The sequence below is a fragment of the Sinorhizobium sp. CCBAU 05631 genome (assembly GCF_002288505.1).
GTDB lineage: Bacteria > Pseudomonadota > Alphaproteobacteria > Rhizobiales > Rhizobiaceae > Sinorhizobium > Sinorhizobium fredii_C.
Window position 1 is genome coordinate 1,784,510 of sequence record NZ_CP023063.1, and the last position, 19,552, is coordinate 1,804,061.

17 protein-coding genes are annotated in these 19,552 nt (G+C 61.0%); 11 read left to right on the top strand and 6 right to left on the bottom strand.

Going from position 1 to position 19,552, the window contains the following annotated elements:
* The first annotated feature begins 234 nt into the window (after positions 1-234).
* The gene (locus tag SS05631_RS08810; protein ID WP_037424228.1) at positions 235-939 is read left to right on the top strand and encodes an aspartate/glutamate racemase family protein; all 705 of its coding nucleotides are present in this window, start codon (positions 235-237) and stop codon (positions 937-939) included.
* Between the two features lie 481 nt (positions 940-1,420).
* On the opposite strand, the gene SS05631_RS08815 is transcribed toward SS05631_RS08810, so the two are convergent.
* From SS05631_RS08815 to SS05631_RS08825, 3 genes are all read right to left on the bottom strand, one after another.
* Entirely contained in the window at positions 1,421-2,236 is an 816-nt protein-coding gene (locus tag SS05631_RS08815; protein ID WP_037424227.1) for an oxidoreductase, read from the bottom strand.
* Positions 2,237-2,296: 60 nt separating this feature from the next.
* Complete coding sequence (gene fabF / locus SS05631_RS08820) at positions 2,297-3,595, bottom strand: beta-ketoacyl-ACP synthase II (protein ID WP_037424225.1); 1,299 nt, start codon at positions 3,593-3,595, stop codon at positions 2,297-2,299.
* Positions 3,596-3,772: 177 nt separating this feature from the next.
* Complete coding sequence (locus SS05631_RS08825) at positions 3,773-4,360, bottom strand: TetR/AcrR family transcriptional regulator (protein WP_037424223.1); 588 nt, start codon at positions 4,358-4,360, stop codon at positions 3,773-3,775.
* Positions 4,361-4,459: 99 nt separating this feature from the next.
* Here SS05631_RS08825 and SS05631_RS08830 point away from each other — a divergent pair, with 99 nt between their 5' ends.
* The 3 genes from SS05631_RS08830 (at position 4,460) to SS05631_RS08840 (ending at position 9,569) form a co-directional block, all read left to right on the top strand.
* Positions 4,460-5,575, top strand: a complete 1,116-nt coding sequence (locus SS05631_RS08830) for an efflux RND transporter periplasmic adaptor subunit (protein ID WP_037424221.1) — start codon at positions 4,460-4,462, stop codon at positions 5,573-5,575.
* Positions 5,575-8,685, top strand: coding sequence for an efflux RND transporter permease subunit (locus SS05631_RS08835; RefSeq protein WP_037424219.1), 3,111 nt, complete (start codon positions 5,575-5,577; stop codon positions 8,683-8,685). The genes SS05631_RS08830 and SS05631_RS08835 overlap by 1 nt, the downstream gene beginning before the upstream one ends.
* A 248-nt stretch (positions 8,686-8,933) precedes the next feature.
* Positions 8,934-9,569: a TetR family transcriptional regulator gene (locus SS05631_RS08840; RefSeq protein ID WP_348628872.1), complete on the top strand. Its 636-nt coding sequence runs from the start codon at positions 8,934-8,936 to the stop codon at positions 9,567-9,569.
* A gap of 248 nt (positions 9,570-9,817) precedes the next feature.
* On the opposite strand, the gene SS05631_RS08845 is transcribed toward SS05631_RS08840, so the two are convergent.
* A complete protein-coding gene (locus SS05631_RS08845) occupies positions 9,818-12,115 on the bottom strand; it encodes an OmpA family protein (RefSeq protein ID WP_037424216.1) in 2,298 nt (765 codons plus the stop codon).
* Between the two features lie 393 nt (positions 12,116-12,508).
* Between SS05631_RS08845 and SS05631_RS08850 the strand changes: the two genes are divergently transcribed.
* From SS05631_RS08850 to SS05631_RS08865, 4 genes are all read left to right on the top strand, one after another.
* Positions 12,509-13,291, top strand: coding sequence for an ABC transporter substrate-binding protein (locus SS05631_RS08850; protein WP_095677955.1), 783 nt, complete (start codon positions 12,509-12,511; stop codon positions 13,289-13,291).
* A 164-nt stretch (positions 13,292-13,455) separates the two neighbouring features.
* Positions 13,456-14,259: an ABC transporter permease gene (locus tag SS05631_RS08855; RefSeq protein ID WP_037424199.1), complete on the top strand. Its 804-nt coding sequence runs from the start codon at positions 13,456-13,458 to the stop codon at positions 14,257-14,259.
* On the top strand, positions 14,256-15,086 hold the full coding sequence (locus SS05631_RS08860; protein WP_037424196.1) for an ABC transporter permease: 831 nt from the start codon (positions 14,256-14,258) through the stop codon (positions 15,084-15,086). The genes SS05631_RS08855 and SS05631_RS08860 overlap by 4 nt, the downstream gene beginning before the upstream one ends.
* Positions 15,087-15,251: 165 nt before the next feature.
* Entirely contained in the window at positions 15,252-15,518 is a 267-nt protein-coding gene (locus SS05631_RS08865; protein WP_037424194.1) for an usg protein, read from the top strand.
* A gap of 24 nt (positions 15,519-15,542) precedes the next feature.
* On the opposite strand, the gene SS05631_RS08870 is transcribed toward SS05631_RS08865, so the two are convergent.
* Positions 15,543-16,268, bottom strand: a complete 726-nt coding sequence (locus SS05631_RS08870) for a DUF2270 domain-containing protein (RefSeq protein WP_037424208.1) — start codon at positions 16,266-16,268, stop codon at positions 15,543-15,545.
* Between the two features lie 190 nt (positions 16,269-16,458).
* Here SS05631_RS08870 and SS05631_RS08875 point away from each other — a divergent pair, with 190 nt between their 5' ends.
* The 3 genes from SS05631_RS08875 (at position 16,459) to SS05631_RS08885 (ending at position 18,972) form a co-directional block, all read left to right on the top strand.
* Complete coding sequence (locus tag SS05631_RS08875; RefSeq protein WP_037424191.1) at positions 16,459-17,283, top strand: class I SAM-dependent methyltransferase; 825 nt, start codon at positions 16,459-16,461, stop codon at positions 17,281-17,283.
* A 91-nt stretch (positions 17,284-17,374) separates the two neighbouring features.
* Complete coding sequence (locus tag SS05631_RS08880) at positions 17,375-18,244, top strand: NAD(P)-dependent oxidoreductase (protein ID WP_037424188.1); 870 nt, start codon at positions 17,375-17,377, stop codon at positions 18,242-18,244.
* The gene (locus SS05631_RS08885; protein WP_037424185.1) at positions 18,241-18,972 is read left to right on the top strand and encodes a DNA alkylation repair protein; all 732 of its coding nucleotides are present in this window, start codon (positions 18,241-18,243) and stop codon (positions 18,970-18,972) included. Before SS05631_RS08880 ends, SS05631_RS08885 begins: the two co-directional genes overlap by 4 nt.
* Before the next feature lie 38 nt (positions 18,973-19,010).
* On the opposite strand, the gene SS05631_RS08890 is transcribed toward SS05631_RS08885, so the two are convergent.
* Positions 19,011-19,499 (bottom strand): Lrp/AsnC family transcriptional regulator, encoded by a 489-nt coding sequence (locus tag SS05631_RS08890; RefSeq protein WP_037424182.1) that lies wholly within the window; start codon positions 19,497-19,499, stop codon positions 19,011-19,013.
* Between the last annotated feature and the right edge of the window lie 53 nt (positions 19,500-19,552).

Here is a 19,552-nt window from a genome sequence, read left to right on the forward strand (position 1 = left end):
GCGATCAGCATGCATCGAATAGAAATGCAGGCACGGCAGAAAATTTCGTTTTCGGGCAAGCGACAGTCACGTATTCGACGGCCGAATGGCTAAGTTACAGAGCATCGTCTGACGACAGTGGTTTTGAATCGACTTCCGGTCGAGTACGACAGCTGCCGCGATCGGCTTCATGTCGCCCCTGCTGTTACAGGCCCAAATTGAAGAGCGTGCGCAATCAAAAACAGAGATGAAGCCATGACTGCAGACACTCATGAGTCCCCTGCGCTCGCGATGATCCATACTGTCCCCGGGATCATCCCCGCGTTTAATGAACTCGTTGGCCTCCATCTGCCCGGTTGGCGGCCGTTCAACATGTTGGATGAGAGCCTGCTGGGGAACACGATCCGCGAAGGCACGCTTTCACTTCAGACCATGCGAAGGCTTGCGACTCACATTTGGTCGGCGGTGGATGCGGGGGCTTCGGCTGTCCTCGTCACCTGTTCCTCGCTCGGCCCTGCAGTGGATGCGGCAATGCCGCTCTGCCCCGTACCCCTCTTCCGTATAGACGATGGGATGGCGATTGAGGCGATCCAGCGCGGCAATCGAATTGGCGTCCTTGCAACTCTGGCTACAACAATGATCCCCACAACCCAGTTGATTGAACGCCATGCTCATAGGATGGATCGTAACGTTTCCGTCACCAGTCGTCTTTGTGAAGGAGCCTTTGACAAATTGCGTAGCGGTGACAGGGCGGCGCATGATGCGATGATACGTGAAGGCCTCGGTTCGCTCGTGGGTAGTGTCGACGTGGTTGTTCTTGCTCAAGCATCAATGGCAAATGCCCTAACTGAGATGAGCGAGACATCGGTGCCAGTACTTACGAGCCCTGAACTCGGTGTGCTGCACATGTCCTCCGCACTAAATGCGCGCTCCCGCGTCCAGGAAAGTGCGCAAAGTTAGGCAGGCGTTGGCCGGATTTCAGCAGTCCCGAACAGCCCGCCTTGAAACTGCGCGATCTGATCGCAAAGCAGGCGACGGTTATAGTGGTGTCGTGTCATCTTTCGAGTCAGAACCGCGTTTAACGAGATGGAAGGTGATCTCGGCCAATTGACCTCCTGATCAACAACGCGAGCAGCGCAGCTTCACCGACGTGGGAACTCTCCGGGAAGCGTCCATCCAGCAGCCGCCTCATTGTCCGCAACCGCACTGCACATTCCCATCGGTATTGGTGAATGCCAGCTTAGGGTCGACTTTGGCCCTCAGCAAGGCGATACAGGGGCGCGAAGCCGCCATCCGGCATCTTGCGCATTCGACTTCCGCTCCCTCGAACCTCAATGCCTGGGTGCTCGCTTAACTTTCAGCGGCCTTCAAAACTCGCTATCACGCGGTAGTTTCTAGCAATCCAATCAAGTTACCTCGCGCGTAGCGCCTATTGTCGACATCAGACCGGCAGCCCGGCCTGTTTGCGCAAGCTCTTGTCGAACGCCGATTCGGGGACCAAACGGCGCAGCAAGCCAACTTGGCCGGCCAGCTTTCCCGCGGTGTAACGTCTTCTAGGCGCCTTGGCCGTTGCCGCTTTGACAACGGTCTCTGCCACGACCTCAGGGTCGTCGCCCCTTTCCACGCTCTTCCGCATCTGCACTTCCATGTCAGCGCGCACCGCGTCGTAGACAGCAAGCGAGCGATCAGGCTTGGTCAGGTTTTCCTCGAACGCCGTGCGGGTAAAGCCTGGCTCGACCAGCGCCACTCGAATTCCGAACGTGCGCAGTTCGTGATCGAGCGATTCGGAATAGCCCTCGACGGCATGCTTGGTCGATGCATAGAGAGCATTGTAGGGCGACGGGATCAGCCCCAGAATGGAGCTTATGTTGATGATCCTGCCCTTTCCTTGGCTCCGCATGATTGGCAACACCGCGTTGGTCACCCGGAGAACTCCGAAGACGTTCACGTCGAACAGCGCTTGTGCCTGCGCGATTGAGGACTCCTCTGCGCCGCCGAGCAAGCCGATGCCGGCATTGTTGACAAGCAGGTCTATGCGTCCGGCCTCGGCGAGCACCTCATCGATCAGCTTCGCCACAGCCTCATCGTCCGTTACGTCACAGGTGAGCATGGTGATGCCGTCAGTCCCTCCGGCGGCCGCACGACGGCTGGTCCCGAAGACTCGAAAACCCGCCCGCTGAAGGGCTTTGGCGGTAGCGTGCCCGATGCCGGTCGATGCCCCAGTGACCAGGGCGACACCAAGATTGGCTTTGTTCATGGAGATCTATTTCCTTCTTTGTGCTGAATTTCGTTTCGTTGTCGTTGAGGAGACGAGACTTCAATTGCGGCGGGATCCGACGCCCGCCAGCGTGTCCGTCCAGCGTCGGAACAAGGCGCTGGCGTTAACTCCGCCGAAGCCGAAGCCGTTGGAGATCGCGTAGTCCATCTCTATTGGCCGAGCCTGGTTCGCAACGATGTCGATCCCGTCGCCGGCCGGATCGGGAGCGTTCAGGTTGAGAGTCGGCGGGGCCACCTGGTCCTTAAGCGCCAGGATTGTGAAGATGGCCTCAAGCCCGCCGGCAGCTCCGAGCAGGTGCCCGGTCGCCGACTTCGTTCCGCTGACAGCGACGCTGAAATCGGTGCCGAAGACCTTCTTGATCGCGGCGATTTCTCCCAGGTCGCCAATTGGCGTCGAGGTCGCGTGCGCATTGAGGTGGCGAATCTCGCGCGGTGAAATTCCGGCCTGGGCAATCGCGATCTCCATGGCGCGGCGCGCGCCGTCGCCGTCCTCGGGACCGGACGTGACGTGGTGGGCATCCGCTGTCGTGCCGTAGCCGACGAGCTCGGCGAGCGGTTTCGCGCCGCGCGCAAGCGCGTGACTCAGTGCCTCGATGATCAGGATGCCGGCGCCTTCGCCCATGACGAAGCCGTCACGCAACATGTCGAAGGGGCGTGAGGCCCGATCAGGCGTTTCATTGAAGCCGGTCGAAAGAGAGCGTGCCGCGGCAAAACCACCGAGGCTGACGATATTCATGCACGCTTCCGTTCCGCCGCACACGGCGATGTCGGCCTCATTGGCGCGGATAAGACGAGCCGCATCGCCGATCGCCTGAATGCCGGCCGCGCACGCGGTCACCGGCGCGCCGATCGGCCCTTTGAAACCGTAACGGATGGAAATCTGTCCAGCTGCCAGGTTCACCAGGAATGACGGCACGGTGAACGGTGAAAGACGCCGGACACCGCGCTGATCGACCGTTCGCACCGCCTCAGTTATGGCCGGAAACCCGCCGATGCCCGACGCGATGATCGTCGCGGTCCGGGTCCGGTCATCTTCCGAGCCCGGCTTCCATCCCGCCTGCGCAAGCGCCTCTTCTGCCGCCGCCAATGCGAAGAGAATGAACCGGTCTACCTTGCGCTGATCCTTTGGAGCAAAGACGGTATTCGGATCGAAGCCTGCATCGGGGTCTTCTTCCAGGGAGGGCACCGTTCCACCGACCTTCGCCGGCAGGTCTCTCACGATATCATCCGCAAGCCGCCGGATGCCCGAACGGCCAGACAAGAGCCGAGACCAGGAAGTCGTCACGTTGGCTCCGAGGGGGCTGACGGCTCCCATCCCTGTGATAACGATACGACGCATGTGATCTCCAACTGTCATTGTGTTTCATCCGTCTGCATGCCGAGCAGACGCTCGATCGGCATTCATTTTGGCAATCGTCTCGTCCGGGTGTTCTCGGGCCGTGCTTCAGGGAGAGCGGGCAAGAATCCGCGAACCCAACGTGCGAACGCATGACGCCATTGGCGGGAAGTGGACATCTCACATGTCTCTTGCGGAGGCGGCGATCCGCCGAACTTCGTCCGCGGCTGCCTCGAGAAAGCGCTGCGACATCTCTTCGTCATTCAAGATACGAGAGATCGTCACGGCACCCACCATCAGCGACAGCATCGCCATGGCCCTGCCATAGCCTTTTGGACTTTCCGCCTTCGGCATCAGTTCGTTGAGGATCTGCAGATGCGCTTGAATGCCATCCTGGAACGGGGCTCTCACTTCCTCGGTTTGACGCGCAGCATCGGCGCCAAGTGCCACCAAGGGACAACCGTCGCTCTTCTCTTCGCGGTGGCCAGTTGACAGGTAGAGTTCGATAACGGCCTCAAGGGGATCAGGGCTTGCCGCAGCAATAGCCGACCATCTGCGGGTCGCATGCTCCATCGCCCGCCTTGAGGCCTGTGCCGCAAGATCGTCCTTGGATTCGAACTGCTTGTAGAATCCGCCCTGCGTGAGGCCGGCCCCCTTCATCAGATCCTTAAGTCCGATGCCATCAAAGCCGTGCTCTCGAAAAAGCCGGCTCGCCACGTTGATGACCGCTTCGCGATTTGCCTCCGCCTGGGCTCGACTAACTCTCATGATCGGCCTCCAATTAGATTTCACTTGACATCTATATCACTTTTAGATTTAGATCGCAATCTAATTTAAAGCGGCGCCCGTCAACAAGGGTCATCTGACATGAAGCGCAAATTTCTTCTCACATCGATCGGCCTTGTGGCTGCAGTCGGGGGCGCGGCATATGCTTTCATCGTCGAACCATCGGGAGTCGAGGCGGCAGCCGCAGATCCTCGCGTCGCGCCGCCGCTCGTGAGCCTGGTGGAAGCGAAAAGGCCGGAGACGGCCCAGCGCAGTTTTACAGGCACGATCGCGGCCCGGGTCGAGAGCAACCTCGGCTTTCGTGTACCCGGCAAGATCATCCAACGCTATGTGGACGTCGGCGAGCAGATCAGGGCCGGTCAACCCCTGATGCGCATCGATGAGACCGATCTCCGTCTTGCGCTTACGGCAAAACGCAATGCAGTCGTCGCAGCCCGGGCTGTCGTGGTCCAGGCGGAAGCGGACGAAAGGCGTTACGCCGCGCTGGTGAAAGGCGGATTGGCGGCGACGCCCCAGCGCTATGAGCAAGCAAAGTCTGCACTCGACACTGCTACCGCCCAACTTGCTGCGGCGGAAGCGGAAGCGAAAGTCGCAGAAAACGAGGCAACCTACTCCCTGCTGGTTGCCGACAGCGATGGAACCGTTGTGGAGACGCTTGGGGAGCCGGGGCAGGTCGTCGCAGCCGGACAGACCGTGATCAGGCTTGCCCAAGCTGGACCTCGTGAGGCGCTTGTTTGGCTCCCGGAATCTCTCCGCCCGCAGATCGGCGAGATAGCCGGGGCCAGTATCTACGGAAATGAAAGCCGGCAAGACAAGGCACGGCTTCGTCAGATCTCTGATGCGGCTGACCCTCGAACCCGGACCTATGAGGCGCGCTGGGTGTTGGACGGCGCCGCAGCGTCAGCCCCGCTTGGCGCGACAGTTACGATCAAAATCTCCAATGGCAGTGGGCAAACGCATGCAGCGGTGCCCGTAGGCGCCGTTTTGGATGACGGCAGCCGAACCGGCGTCTGGATCTTCGATGAAAAATCTTCGACCGTCCACTTCCGACAGGTGGAAATCGAACACATCGGCGAAGAGATCGCAGTGGTTTCCAGTCTGAAGGCAGGCGAGCCCGTCGTCGCCCTGGGAGCGCATCTGCTGCAGGACGGCGCGGGTGTGCGTACAGGCGTGCAAAAGGCAGAGGCGGCAAACTGATGACCTTCAATCTTTCCGCACTCGCCGTCCGCGAGCGAGCCGTCACCCTGTTCTTCATCGTCCTTTTGGCTGCCGCCGGCGCCTATGCCTTCGTCAAGCTGGGACGAGCTGAAGATCCTTCGTTCACCATCAAGACACTTACCGTCACGTCCGTCTGGCCGGGCGCGACCGCGCGTGAGATGCAGGATCTTGTCGCTGAGAAGCTCGAGAAACGCATTCAGGAACTCACCTGGTACGACCGGGTCGAGACAACAACCCGGCCGGGATACGCGTTCTTGACCGTCACGTTGAAGGACAGCACGCCGCCCAGTGCAGTTGAGGAAGAGTTCTACCAGGCACGAAAGAAGCTCGGAGACGAAGCCCGCAACCTTCCCCAAGGCGTGTTCGGCCCGTTTGTGAATGACGAATATTCGGACGTCAGCTTCGCGCTTTACGCGCTCAAGGCCAAGGGTATGCCGATGCGTGACCTTGTGCGGCAGGCCGAAACCATTCGCCAGGATCTCCTTCATGTACCCGGCGTCAAAAAGATCAACATACTGGGCGAACGGCCGGAGCAGATTTTTGTCGAGTTCTCCTATGCCAAGCTCGCGACTCTCGGGATCTCGGCACAGGACATCGCAGCCGCATTGCAGCGACGCAATACCGTGACCCCGGCAGGATCGATCGACACGCGCGGGCCGCAGGTTTTCATTCGGTTCGACGGTGCCTATGACAGCATCCAGTCGATAGCCGACACGCCGATCGTTGCAGCCGGACGCACGCTGAAGCTCTCAGATTTTGCAGAAGTGCGCCGCGGCTATGAGGATCCGGCCACCTATCTCATTCGGCATGACGGCGAGCCCGCCATCATGCTTGGGGTTGTGATGCAGCAAGGCTGGAACGGCCTCGAACTCGGAAAAGCGTTGGAAGAACGATCTTCCGCGATCGCTCAAACCCTGCCGCTCGGCATGACGCTTGCGAAGGTCAGTGATCAGGCAGTCAACATCCAGGAAGCCGTCGGCGAGTTCATGCTGAAATTCGCAATGGCACTCGGCGTCGTGCTGTTTGTCAGCCTCGTCAGCCTCGGTTGGCGCGTCGGCATCGTCGTCGCTCTCGCAGTTCCGCTGACGCTCGGTGTCGTCTTCCTCATCATGCTGGAAACCGGGCGCTTTTTCGACCGCATTACACTCGGCGCGTTGATCCTGGCGCTCGGTCTGCTCGTTGACGATGCCATCATCGCCATTGAGGTCATGGTGGTAAAGATGGAAGAAGGCATGGACCGCATCAAGGCGGCCGCCTATGCCTGGAGCCATACGGCAGCGCCCATGCTATCCGGCACACTCGTGACGATCATTGGGCTGATGCCGGTGGGATTCGCCCGATCCACCGCCGGCGAATATGCAGGCAACATCTTCTGGATCGTCGGATTCGCTTTGATCGTCTCATGGTTCGTCGCGGTCATTTTCACGCCCTACCTCGGCGTCAAGATGCTGCCCGCAATCAAGCCAGTGGAAGGCGGCCATCACGCCATCTACAACACTCCTAATTACCGGCGCCTTCGCAGTCTCATCGAGTTCGCAGTCCGTCACAAATTCTTGACCTGCGGTCTCGTCGGCGTTGTCATGGCCGTCTCCGTCCTCGGCATGGGGTCCGTAAAGCAGCAGTTCTTCCCGACCTCGGACCGTCCCGAGGTTCTTGTGGAAGTTCGGCTGCCTGAAGGCACAAGCATCGAGACGACCACGGCCACCGTCAAGAAACTCGAACGCTGGCTGCAGGACCAGCCCGAGGCGAAGATCGCGACCAGCTACATCGGTCAGGGTGCGCCGCGTTTCTTCTTCGCCATGGCACCGGAATTGCCGGATCCCGCATTCGCCAAGATCGTGGTGCTGACGCCCGATGCCCATGCACGCGAGGCTTTGAAGCATCGCCTGCGGGCAGCCGTCTCCAGTGGCCTCGCTCCCGAAGCCTCCGTGCGTGTCACACAGTTGGTGTTCGGTCCCTACACACCGTTCCCGGTTGAGTTCCGAATCATGGGCCCGGATCCAGATCAGTTGCACAGGATTTCCGAGCAGGCCCTCGCCATCATGAAGAGTGTGCCGGATGTTCGCCAGGCGAACCGCGACTGGGGCAATCGCACGCCCGTTCTGCGCTTCATTCCTGATCAAGAGCGATTAAACCTGATCGGCCTTTCTCCTGCAGAGGCTGCTCAGCAGATGCAATTGCTGCTGAGCGGGGTAGCCATCACGCAGGTCCGCGAGAATATCCGCAACGTGCCTGTCATCGCACGCAGTGCTGGCGAAAACCGCCTTGATCCGTCGAGATTGGCAGATTTCTCGCTGATGAGCAGGGATGGCCGACCAATTCCGCTCGACCAGATTGGCCACTCCGAGGTCCGCTTCGAGGAGCCGATCATGAAGCGCCGTGACCGCACTCCGGTCGTCACCATCCGCTCTGACATCAACGAAGCGACCCAGCCACCGGAAGTATCGCAGGAAATTCTCAAAGCTCTTCAGCCATTGATCGCCACGCTTCCTGTCGGGTATCGGATCGAAATGGGCGGAAATATCGAAGAGTCCCTCAAGGCAAATGTCGCACTCGTCCAGATTTTCCCTGCCATGATTGCCGCCATGCTGATCGTCATCATCCTCCAGGTTCGGAGCCTGTCGACGATGACGATGGTGATGCTGACGGGGCCGCTCGGTCTTGCCGGGGTGGTTCCGGTGCTGCTCCTCTTCAATCAGCCGTTTGGCTTCAATGCCATTCTCGGGTTGATAGGACTGGCCGGCATCCTGATGCGGAACACCCTGATATTGACGGAGCAGATCAAGGAGAACCAGGCGGCCGGTCTCGATAACTATCATGCGGTTATCGAAGCGACTGTGCAGAGGACGAGGCCCGTCATCCTGACAGCCCTCGCTGCAGTCCTCGCCTTCATCCCGCTGACCCACTCGGTGTTCTGGGGATCCATGGCCTATACCCTGATCGGCGGCACGGCGGTCGGCACGGTGCTGATCCTGCTGTTCCTGCCGGCGCTCTACGCGACGTGGTTCCGGATCAAGCCGACTGCAGATGAGATCCATGAGGTGTCGACGGAGGAGCCGAAAGTACGCCTAGCGCTGGCGGCCGAGTAGTGCCCGGCCGCCGCTGAGACCGGTCAGCCGCCGCGCGCCGGCCTTGACTGAACACGACACACGGCCGGCCCGCGATCATAGCGCTTACAGGATGATCGTCCGGCTGGGTCCGGCAGATCCGTTCATCCGCTCTGGAGACATTCATGAATTATCCGGACCGACCGGGAACTTATACCGACAGTTTGCGGGCGCGCATCCTGGACGTGGCGGAAGAGCACTTCCACCGCATCGGTCATCAGAAGACATCGATGGCCGACATCGCCACCGAACTCGGCATGAGTCGAGCCAATATCTACCGCTTCTTCCCTTCCAAAGATGCGATCAGCGAGTCCGTCTGCGGCCGGATTTTGAGCCGGGCCTCCGACGTGGCCGTTGCGATCGCGAGCAGGAACGTGCCGGCCTTGGAGAAGCTCGAGCAGATCCTGAGCGCGGTTCACCACCACAATAAGATGCAGTTGACCGGGGAAAAGCGCATGCATGCCCTTGTTGCGACGGCCGCGCGGGAAGACTGGCCGGTCATCAAGGCGCATGAGGAGCGGATGATGACGATCCTGGAGGCGATCGTCCGCGAAGGCAAAGAGGCGGACGAGTTCGAGGTCGAAGATCCCGCTGAAACGGCGTGTGCGGTCAACACCGCGTTCACGCCGTTCTTCCACCCGATTCTGATCGAGCACTCTGTTCGACGCGGCGAAGACACCGAAGCGGCCCTGCGCGAGCAGTTCCGCTTTATCCAGAAAGCTCTCGGCCAGAGGTTGAAGGGATCGGGACTATTTGAGGAATGCACGAACCTCTCCGTTTATGTCGCCCGCGGCGAAGCGTGGCCCGCATACAAGCGTGCTTTCGACGCCCAGTTGGCGGTTTTCACCGCCGCATCGAGCGGCTGACCAAGGTTCGCTCTGGGGCGTGTACGCAGCGGCTTCAAACGTACGCACCCTCGACGACAGCAACGGGTCGACAGCCGAGTTCTGCCACCCCGAGGCTCGTTGAAACTTCACGGCGCACCTCAAATTGCTGCGGCTCAGATGTCTTGCGGCAATCCCCGGGGAGATGAAAATTGATTCTCTGATGCGCCACCAACAAAACGGGGCCGGCAAACCGGCCCCGATCAAAAACATGGCATTCGTCCGCGCTGTTAACGCTGCGCGACCGGCCGCACCAGCGGAGTGACGCGGCGGATCGTGACGCGGCGGTTCTCCTGCTCGGCCTCCGGGGTACGGATCTTGAGGAACCGCTCGCCATAGCCCTGTGTCACCAGGTTTTCCGCCGGGACGCCGTAGACCTCGGTCAACAGCACCGCGACCGACTCGGCACGCTCGTCGGAGAGCACCAGGTTCGACCGGTCGGATCCGACGGCATCCGTGTGACCCTCGATGAAGAAGGTTTCACCCGGATCCTTCTCGAGGACCTTGTTCATTGCATCCGCGACACCTCGCAGCGTCTTTGCCTGCGTCATCGACACTTCGGCACTTCCAGTTGCGAAATGGATCGTGTCGAGATCGATACGACGCACCTTGTCGCGCAGGCGGGCGGAGTTGCGGACCTCATCGATGGTGTAGACGCGCTCGACCTGCTCGACCGGCGGCTCGGACAGGAACTCGTAGTAATCCCGGTCCGGATCCTCGGCCACATCGACGATGTACTCGTCGACCGGAATACTGAGCCGCATCGGCGGCAGTTCGTAGCCGACATCGACGATCGCCGGCCGATCCTCTTCATACTCCGGCGTATACATCATCACATATTCATTGCCGTCCCGATCGACGCGTGTGCGCGTCAGGATATCGCCGTAGCGATTATAGACGGTGACGATCTGGTAGCCGCCGGGACGAACGATCGTTTCGCGGACACGGCCACCCGACAGATTGTCGTAGTAGGACTCCTCCGAGTTCTGCCGCAGACGCGGCCGGTCGTCGCCGCGCACGAAGATGCGATCTCCGACGCCGAGGATCACCCGGTCGTCCACCTGTTCGACCACCTGCACTTCCGTCACGTTGTTTTCGGTCGTGTTGTTGACGGTGGTATTGTTGATGACCGTGTTATTGACGACGGTATTGTTGACGATGTTTGTCGTCTCCGGAACGGCAAAGGCCGGGGCTTCTTCGACCCGCTCGCCTTCCTCCTTCAGCACAGCCTCGATCCGTTGCGAAAGTTCCTCCTTAGACTCCACTGGGATCGCCGCCTGCGCCTGCGCGGAAGCATCGTCGGTTGGAGGAGCTATGCTTTCCTGCTTCGCGCGCAGTTCCTCGCGCTGCTTGCGCCGGGCTTCGCGCGACTGGTTGCCGCCGGAAGTGTCAGCGTCCTTATCGCTATCGAGAACGGCAGCGCCCTTTTCCACTGGAAGCACGACCGTATCGTCGGAAGCCGCCGGATCCTCGGCGATCTTCTGCTTCTCCTCCACGGTGCGCTCATCGACCACCTCGGGAGCAGGCTGACCCTGGGGCTGCTCGCCCTGAAGCTGCTCTGCCGTTGCGGGTTGTTCCGTACCGGGGACGGGCTGCTGCTCGCCTTCGCCCGTCTGTTGGGCCGGAGCCTCGGTCACCGGCTGCTCGGCGGTCGTTCCACCGTCAGGCACGACAATCGGCTGCTCGGCGGCTTTTTGCTCGTCCGTTTGACGCTGCTCTTCAGCCTGCTGCTGGCGCTTCTTGCGGGTGGGCGCCTGTTCTTCGGCCTGTTGCGGAGCACCCTCCTCGGCGGCTGGCTGCTGCTCTTCAGCCTGCTGCTGGCGCTTCTTGCGCCTTGGCGTTTCCTGCTCCTCGGCCTGCTGCGGAGCGGCCTCCTCAGCGGCGGGCTGCTGCTCTTCGGCCTGCTGCTGGCGCTTCTTGCGCCTTGGCGTTTCCTGCTCCTCGGCCTGCTGCGGAGCGGCCTCCTCGGCCGCGGGCTGCTGCTCTTCGGCCTGCTGCTGGCGCTTCTTGCGCCTTGGCGTTTCCTGCTCCTCGGCCTGCTGCGGAGCGGCCTCACCGGCCGCGGGCTGCTGCTCTTCGGCCTGTTGCTGGCGCTTCTTGCGCCTTGGCGTTTCCTGCTCCTCGGCCTGCTGCGGAGCGGCCTCCTCAGCGGCGGGCTGCTGCTCTTCGGCCTGCTGCTGGCGCTTCTTGCGCCTTGGCGTTTCCTGCTCCTCGGCCTGCTGAGGGGCAGCCTCCTCGGCCGCGGGCTGCTGCTCTTCGGCCTGTTGCTGCCGCTTCTTGCGCCTTGGCGTTTCCTGTTCTTCCGCCTGCGGCTGCTGTTCTTCCGCCTGCCCCTGGGACTCCTCCTCAGCGGCGCGCTGCTTGCGCTTCTTCAGCAGCAGCAAATCCTCCGGTGACGGCTGTTCGGCACCTTCCTGCGCAACTTCGAACGGTGCCATCAGGCTGTCGGCAAGCGCGGGCTGGACCGCAAGAGAAGCCGCAAATACGGGCAAGGCGACCGTTGCGAAAAGTTTGGATCGAATGGACATTGTCTTCCTTCCTCTTGTGGCTCGGCGGCCTCGCCCGCCGCGCCACAGTTCAAGCCGCATCGCATCGGCATAGGGCCATGACCCGCGGTTCCGACATTTTTGTGTCGGTCGAAAAATCCGTAGTCGAACTCCTCAGCCACGGATCGGTTCCGCCCCCAGGCCTATCGAAGCCGACATTAACCGTTCATGAACGGTTCGATCTTCCGCCTCCTCAACCTCAGCGACCGCAAGAAGGGGACATCTCGCGTTTCGCGGTGGGCGACGCCGCTTTCCTGTTGATTTTTACAGGAAAAGCGTACGAATATCGCCGCAACCGGCGGGCAGCTCCTGCCGGCGCTATTTGGCATCCGCGCACAAGAACAGACCGGATGCCGGCCAACAGAGAGGATAATCATGCGTATTTCCAGACGGATGGTAGCTGCCGCATCGGCTGCCGTTTTCGTGCTCATGGCGAGCTCCGCCATGGCGGAAGGCGAAAAGGTCGTGATCGGCACCGAAGGCGCTTACCCGCCCTTCAACAATCTCGAGGCGGACGGCTCGCTGACGGGCTTCGATATCGACATCGCCAAGGCCCTTTGCGAAGAAATGAAGGCCGAATGCACCTTTGTGACCCAGGATTGGGAGGGGATCATCCCGGCGCTGATCGCCAAGAAGTTCGACGCGATCATCGCCTCCATGTCGATTACCGAGGAACGCAAGCAAAAGGTCGACTTCACCCACAAATACTACAACACGCCGCCGGCCATCGTCGTGCCGAAGGATTCGCCGATTACCGAGGCCACCGGGGCAGCGCTCGAAGGCAAGGCGCTCGGAGCGCAGGGCTCGACCACCCATTCAAACTATGCCGAAGCGCATATGAAGGGTGCGGATATCAAGCTCTACCCGACTGCGGACGAATACAAGCTTGACCTGATCAACGGCCGCATCGATGCCGCCATCGATGATGTCGTCGTGATCTCCGAATGGCTGAAGACCGAAGACGGCGCCTGCTGCAAGCTGCTCGGCACGCTGCCGGTCGACCCGGCCATCAACGGCGAAGGCGCCGGCATTGCGGTCCGCAAGGGCGACGACGCGCTCCGCGAGAAGTTCAACAAGGCTATCGAAGCCATCCGGGCCAACGGCAAGTACAAGGAAATCAACGAAAAGTACTTCCCGTTCGACGTTTACGGCAGCTAATCGCCGCGCATTCTGAGAAGATCCGGCAGTGATGTCGGCTAAGTCTCGGTTGATGAAAAAATGCACCGGTGGATGGGCTTGCCCTTCCACCGTTTTTGTTTGACAACAAATCGAAAAATATGCGCCTCAGCGCCAATAAGAACGGATAAGGGGAATATAGAGGCATGAGCGGATTGTTTGCCGCCTTGTTCTCCGGCCTTGCCTGGGTCGTGTCGATGATCGACCCATTCTGCGGGCCGGCCGGGGTCTTTCGTTGGTTCGGTTCCGGCACACTCCTGGCGTGCGGCGATACCGGCTGGGGCGACGAGATCGCCTATGGATTCCTCGTGACCGTGAGCCTCGCAATGGCCACCCTGCCCCTCGGGCTGGTGATGGGCTTCTTCATCGCCCTCGCAAAGCAATCGAATGAACGGACCCTGCGGCTTTCGGCCAATATCTACACCACGATCTTCCGGGGCCTTCCGGAACTCCTGACGCTCTTCATTATCTATTACGGCCTCCAGATTCTCGTCCAGCAATTCCTGGCGACGCTGGGTTATGACGAGCCCGTTCAAATCAACGCTTTTGCCGCCGGCATGGTCGCGCTTGGCGTCGTTTTCTCCGCCTACTGCTCGGAGGTGTTGCTTTCCGCCTTCAAGGCCATTCCGCAGGGTCAGTACGAAGCGGGCGATGCGCTCGGTTTTCACCGTGGCAAGACGATGCTGTTGATCATTCTGCCGCAACTCGTGCGTATCGCCCTTCCGGGTCTCGGCAATCTCTGGATGGTACTGCTCAAGGACACTGCGCTCGTTTCGGTCGTCGGCCTCCCCGATATTCTCCGCCAAACCGGCATTGCCGCGCGCGTCACCAAGGAAGCATTCCAGTTCTACGGCATCGCCTGCATCCTGTTCCTCATTTTGGCAATGGTCTCTTCCATCGCCTTCGCGGCGCTCGAGCGGCGGACCAAACGCGCGGAGATGCAACGATGAGCATTGCCGAACCCCTGATTCCACCTCAGGCCCCGCCCCCGGCTCCGCCGAAAGCCTACACCCTGTCGCGCTTCGTCGGCAGCGTGACGCTTGGTATCTGGCTGGCCCTCGCTGTCGGCATCTTCTTCTCCGTCGTCGAGGGTTGGGACCCGGACAAATTCTCGCGCTACGGATCTAGCTTCCTGTCCGGCCTCGGGGTGACGCTGATGCTCGTCACCTCGTCGATCCTGATGGGCGCCCTCCTGTCGCTGCCGGTGGCGCTCGGGCGGATGTCGAAGCACAGGCTCTGGTCCTGGCTCGCCTATGCCTATGTCTATTTCTTCCGCGGCACGCCGCTGATCACGCAGCTCTTCCTCGTCTATTACGGGCTCGGCAGCTTCCGCCCGCAACTCGACGCGATCGGCCTGTGGTGGTTCTTCCGCGACGCCTGGAATTGCGCACTCTTCACCTTCACCCTGAATACCGCCGCCTACCAGGCCGAGATCCTTCGCGGTGCCATCGAAAGCGTCCCGCGCGGCCAGCATGAAGGTGCCGCCGCCCTTGGCCTGCCGCAGCGCGTCGCCTTCTTCAAGGTCATCCTGCCGCAGGCGATGATCGTGGCGCTGCGCCCCTACGGCAATGAGATCATCCTGATGATCAAGGGTTCGGCGATCGTCGCGATCGTCACGGTCTTCGACCTGATGGGAGAGACCCGGCGCGCCTTTTCCCGTACATTCGACTACCAGATGTATGTGTGGGCGGCAGCGCTGTATCTCGTGATCGTGGAGGTTCTGCGCAATATCTGGGGCTGGCTCGAAGCTCGCTTGACGCGCCATCTGAAGCGCTGAGTCCCAGCGGTGCGTAGCAAACCGGCTTGGCAGCACTCGTTTATCTTTGCTGCCAAGCCTTTGTTTTTTCGATGTTAATTGCGCCACTACGCCGATATTAGGTATTGATTAACAAACTAAGCGCTTCATCATAGTGACCAACCTTTGTCAGAAGCGAGGTCCTTGATGACAAACGACATGGAACTGCAGCTGAAGGGTTATGGCCTGACGACGGCCCAGATCCTCTACCGGATGCCCGACCACCCCGCCCTGTTGCAGGCCTATATCTGGCAGCATTACGATATCGCCCCGGACTTTCCGGAAATGCGCGGCTTTCTCAAGTTCTGGCAGGAGAAGCTGGATGGGCCGCTGCATTCGGTCCGCTATGTTCATCGCAAGCTGATATCGGCGACGGAATGGCGGGCACTCAAGGGCGAGCTCATCCTGCACTGATAATCTTGCCCGCCGTCGCGGCGGTCAGACGTGCACCTCGCCATGGGCAAGTTCGCCCTCGTGTTCCTCCTTGCGGAGCGAGCCGTAGGCCACCACGGCGTAGAAGAGCGAAACGCCGACCATGACGCTCCAGCCCGGCAAGAGACCGAGCGCAGCATTGTCCGTAAAGTCGGTCCATGACCGCACATGGCCGAAGGGTTCGCCGGTCGAGGAGATCTTCGGCGAGGATATCTTCAGCGCCCAGGCAAGCAGCAGGATCAGGTACATCCAGCAGTAATTGCGTTGCAACCGGCGGCAAACCGCTTCCTTGTAGGTCATTAGGAAGGCCGGCCTGCGCAGGCTCTTGGCAATTGCCGCCGACCATTTGAAACTCTGCGTGCCTTCCGGGGCAAGGATCTGCGCGAAATAGCCGCGTTCGAGCTGCCGCACACGCGCGCGATACACATCGAAGAATCGGTAGCGCCTCGCTTCGATCAGCAACAGCAAGGTAATCAGCAGCATCGCAAAGAGCAGCACGCCATGATGCGACGACGGCGTCGACAGCGACACGGAAAGCATCGCCGCCACGACGGTGATTGCCCAGTTCGATGTCCGGTCGATGCGATCCCGCCAGCCGGCCATGCGCCCCATTTCCCCGCGATAATAATGCACGATCGTGTTGATCGTCTCCTGCGATGACTGCGGCAGAGGTGGACCCTGCCTCTCCGGCATCTCCGTTTCCAATGTCAGCGGGCTCAGTTCGGCGGACATCAGCATCCTCCCGATTTCTCATGCTTTTCATGATCATGACTCCAATCGCTTTCGGGATAAACCCGCCAGGCGGCGCGCCGGCGAATTCTTGAGCAGATGCTAAACGGGGCCGGCATGGATGAACGGGATGTCGAGCAAGGGGCGATGGCGGGCGATTGCCAAAGCTCTCCGGCAGTCGTAAGAAGCGGCCATGACCCAGAAGAGCAAAAAGATCGACGAGGAAGCGCTGGCGGAGGCCTATAACCGCGCGCTTGCCCTTGAAAAGTCCAGCAATTTCGACGCCGCCGCGGCCGCCTACCGCGAAGTGCTGGAGCTCGATCCCGAAGATCACGGCGGAGCTTCGGTCAGGCTTGCGTCTATGGGACGGGGCGAGACGCCGCTCAAGGCTCCGGATGCCTATGTCGCGACCCTATTCGACCAGCATGCGGACGTCTTTGACAACGTGCTTGTCGAGCAACTCGGCTATTGCGTGCCGCTCCTCGTCCGCCAGCGCGTCCAGGCCCTGGAACTCGGGCCGTTCAAGCGGGTGCTCGATCTCGGCTGCGGCACGGGGCTGACCGGCGGCGCGTTGCGCGACCTGGCGGAGGACATCACCGGCATCGATCTCGCCGAGAACATGGTCGAGATCGCCCATGAGAAGGACCTCTACGAGACGCTCTATGTCGCCGAAGCGGTCGATTTCCTCGACGACAACGAAGAGGCGCCGTTCGACCTGATCGTCGCCACGGATGTGCTGCCCTATATGGGCGCACTGGAGGCCCTCTTCTTCGGCGCCGTCGACAATCTCGTACCGGGCGGCCTGCTGATCTTCTCCAGCGAAACCCTTCCCGATCAGACATTCGCCGGCAGTCCCTTCATGGTCGGCCCGCATCAGCGCTTCGCCCATTCCGAAGCCTATCTGCGCGACCGGCTCACCGCGACCGGATTCGAGATCGTCGAGGTGACCGACATCACCGTACGCATGGAAGAAGGTCAGCCCATTGCCGGGCAATTGGTGATCGCCCGCTTTCTCTGACCCGGTCGGTCGGCAAGAGACGACACTCGGCCTTCCGCCTTCCGCTCAATTCCGCTAAATCTTCGGCCAAATCGAAACGGGAGCATTCGCAATGGCCAAAGTCGCATTCATCGGTCTCGGCGTCATGGGTTATCCTATGGCCGGCCACCTCAAGGTTCGCGGTGGGCATGAGGTGACCGTCTACAACCGCACCGCCGCCAAGGCGGAGCGTTGGGCAGCCGAGTTTGGCGGGCGCGCGGCGGCAACGCCGGCAGAGGCGGCAAGGGGCCAGGATTTCGTTTTTGCCTGCGTCGGCAATGACGACGACCTGCGTTCCGTCACCACCGGAGAGGACGGAGCTTTCGAGGCCATCGGCTCCGGCGCAGTCTTCATCGACAACACGACCGCCTCCGCCGCGGTGGCCCGGGAGCTATATGCCGCCGCCCGCGAAAAGGGCGCGCATTTCATCGACGCTCCGGTCTCCGGCGGCCAGGCGGGTGCCGAAAACGGTGTCCTGACGGTGATGTGCGGCGGCGATGCCGAGGTCTTCGATCGGGCCAAGCCGGTCATCGACGCCTATGCGCGCATGGTCGGGCTAATGGGGCCGGCGGGAGCCGGCCAGCTTACCAAGATGATCAACCAGATCTGCATTGCCGGCCTCGTTCAGGGCCTCGCCGAAGGCATCCATTTCGGCAAGAAGGCGGGACTCGACATCGAGAAGGTGATCGAGGTCATCTCCAAGGGCGCGGCTGGCTCCTGGCAGATGGAACACCGCCACAAGACGATGAATGCCGGAAAATACGACTTCGGCTTTGCCGTCGACTGGATGCGCAAGGACCTCGACATCGTCCTCGCCGAAGCACGGCGGAACGGCGCCAAGCTGCCCGTCACCGCGTTGGTCGACCAGTTCTATGCCGAGGTCCAGGCCCTTGGCGGTAGCCGCTGGGACACGTCCTCCCTGCTCGCCCGGCTGGAGAAATGACGCCTGCGCCGGCCTCATCGGCGGAAGAGCTCATCGATCATCTGCGTGGCCATGCTTCGGCGGAGAACCGTGCAGGCATGGCGCGCTTCGGCATTGCAACCGAAACGGCGCTCGGCATTTCCAATGTCGAGCTTCGCCGTGTCGCCCGGCTGGCGAAGACCAATCAATTCCGCGCGCTGGCGCTGTGGCGCTCCGGCATCCGTGAGGCGCGCATCCTGGCGGCCTATACCGCCGATCCCAAGGTATTGACGCTTGACGAGGCACGGCTTTGGGCGGCCGACTGCAACTCCTGGGAAATTGTCGACACGGTAGCCGACCTGTTCGTCGCCGCGCGCTTCGAGCAGGTGCTGATCCCGGAATTCGCCCGCGACAACCGCGAATTCGTCCGCCGCCTCGCCTTCGCAATGATCGCCACCTGCGCCGTGCATCTGAAGCGGGAGCCTGATGCGGCGCTGCTCGCCTGGCTGCCTCTGATCGAGGTCCACGCCGAAGACGAACGCAACTTTGTGAAGAAGGCGGTAAACTGGGCCCTGAGACAGATAGGCAAGCGCAACGCCGCCTGCCACGGACCTTCCCTGGCGCTTGCGGAAAAGCTTGCCGCCAGCGGCAATCGCGCGGCGCGATGGACGGGCAAGGACGCCGTTCGAGAATTGACCGGCGCAAACGTGCGAGGCAGGCTCGGCCTCACGAGCGGAGAACGGTTGTCGGCAGGAAAGTCAGACGGATAGAAGCAAAAGTTTCACTTTTGCCTCAACTGCGAACGGACCTAGTCGTCGTTCGATTTCGCCTGATCGATGACCATGTAATCGAGCGGCAATTGCGTCGTATATTTGATCTGCTCCATGGCGAAGGCCGAGGAAACGTCGCGGATTTCGATCTTGGCGATCAGCCGTTTGTAGAAGGCGTCATAGGCGGCAATATCCGGCACGACGACGCGCAGCAGATAATCCACGTCGCCGCTCATGCGGTAGAACTCGACCACCTCCGGAAAATCGGCGACCACTTCGGAGAAGCGGCGCAGCCATTCCATCGAGTGGGCGTTGGTGCGAACCGAGACGAACACCGTCACCTTGGTATTGACCTTGACGGGATCGAGAAGCGCGACGCGGCGACGGATGACGCCGTCCTCTTCCATCTTCTGGATGCGCCGCCAGCAAGGGGTCGTCGAAAGCCCGACCTTCTTGGCGAGGTCGGCAACGGCCAAAGTCGAGTCTTCCTGCAAGAGGCGCAGGATCTTGCGGTCCAGACGGTCCATGGCAAATCCTCTCGAATATTTTTCCCTCTATAGCGCGGAATCCATGAAGATAA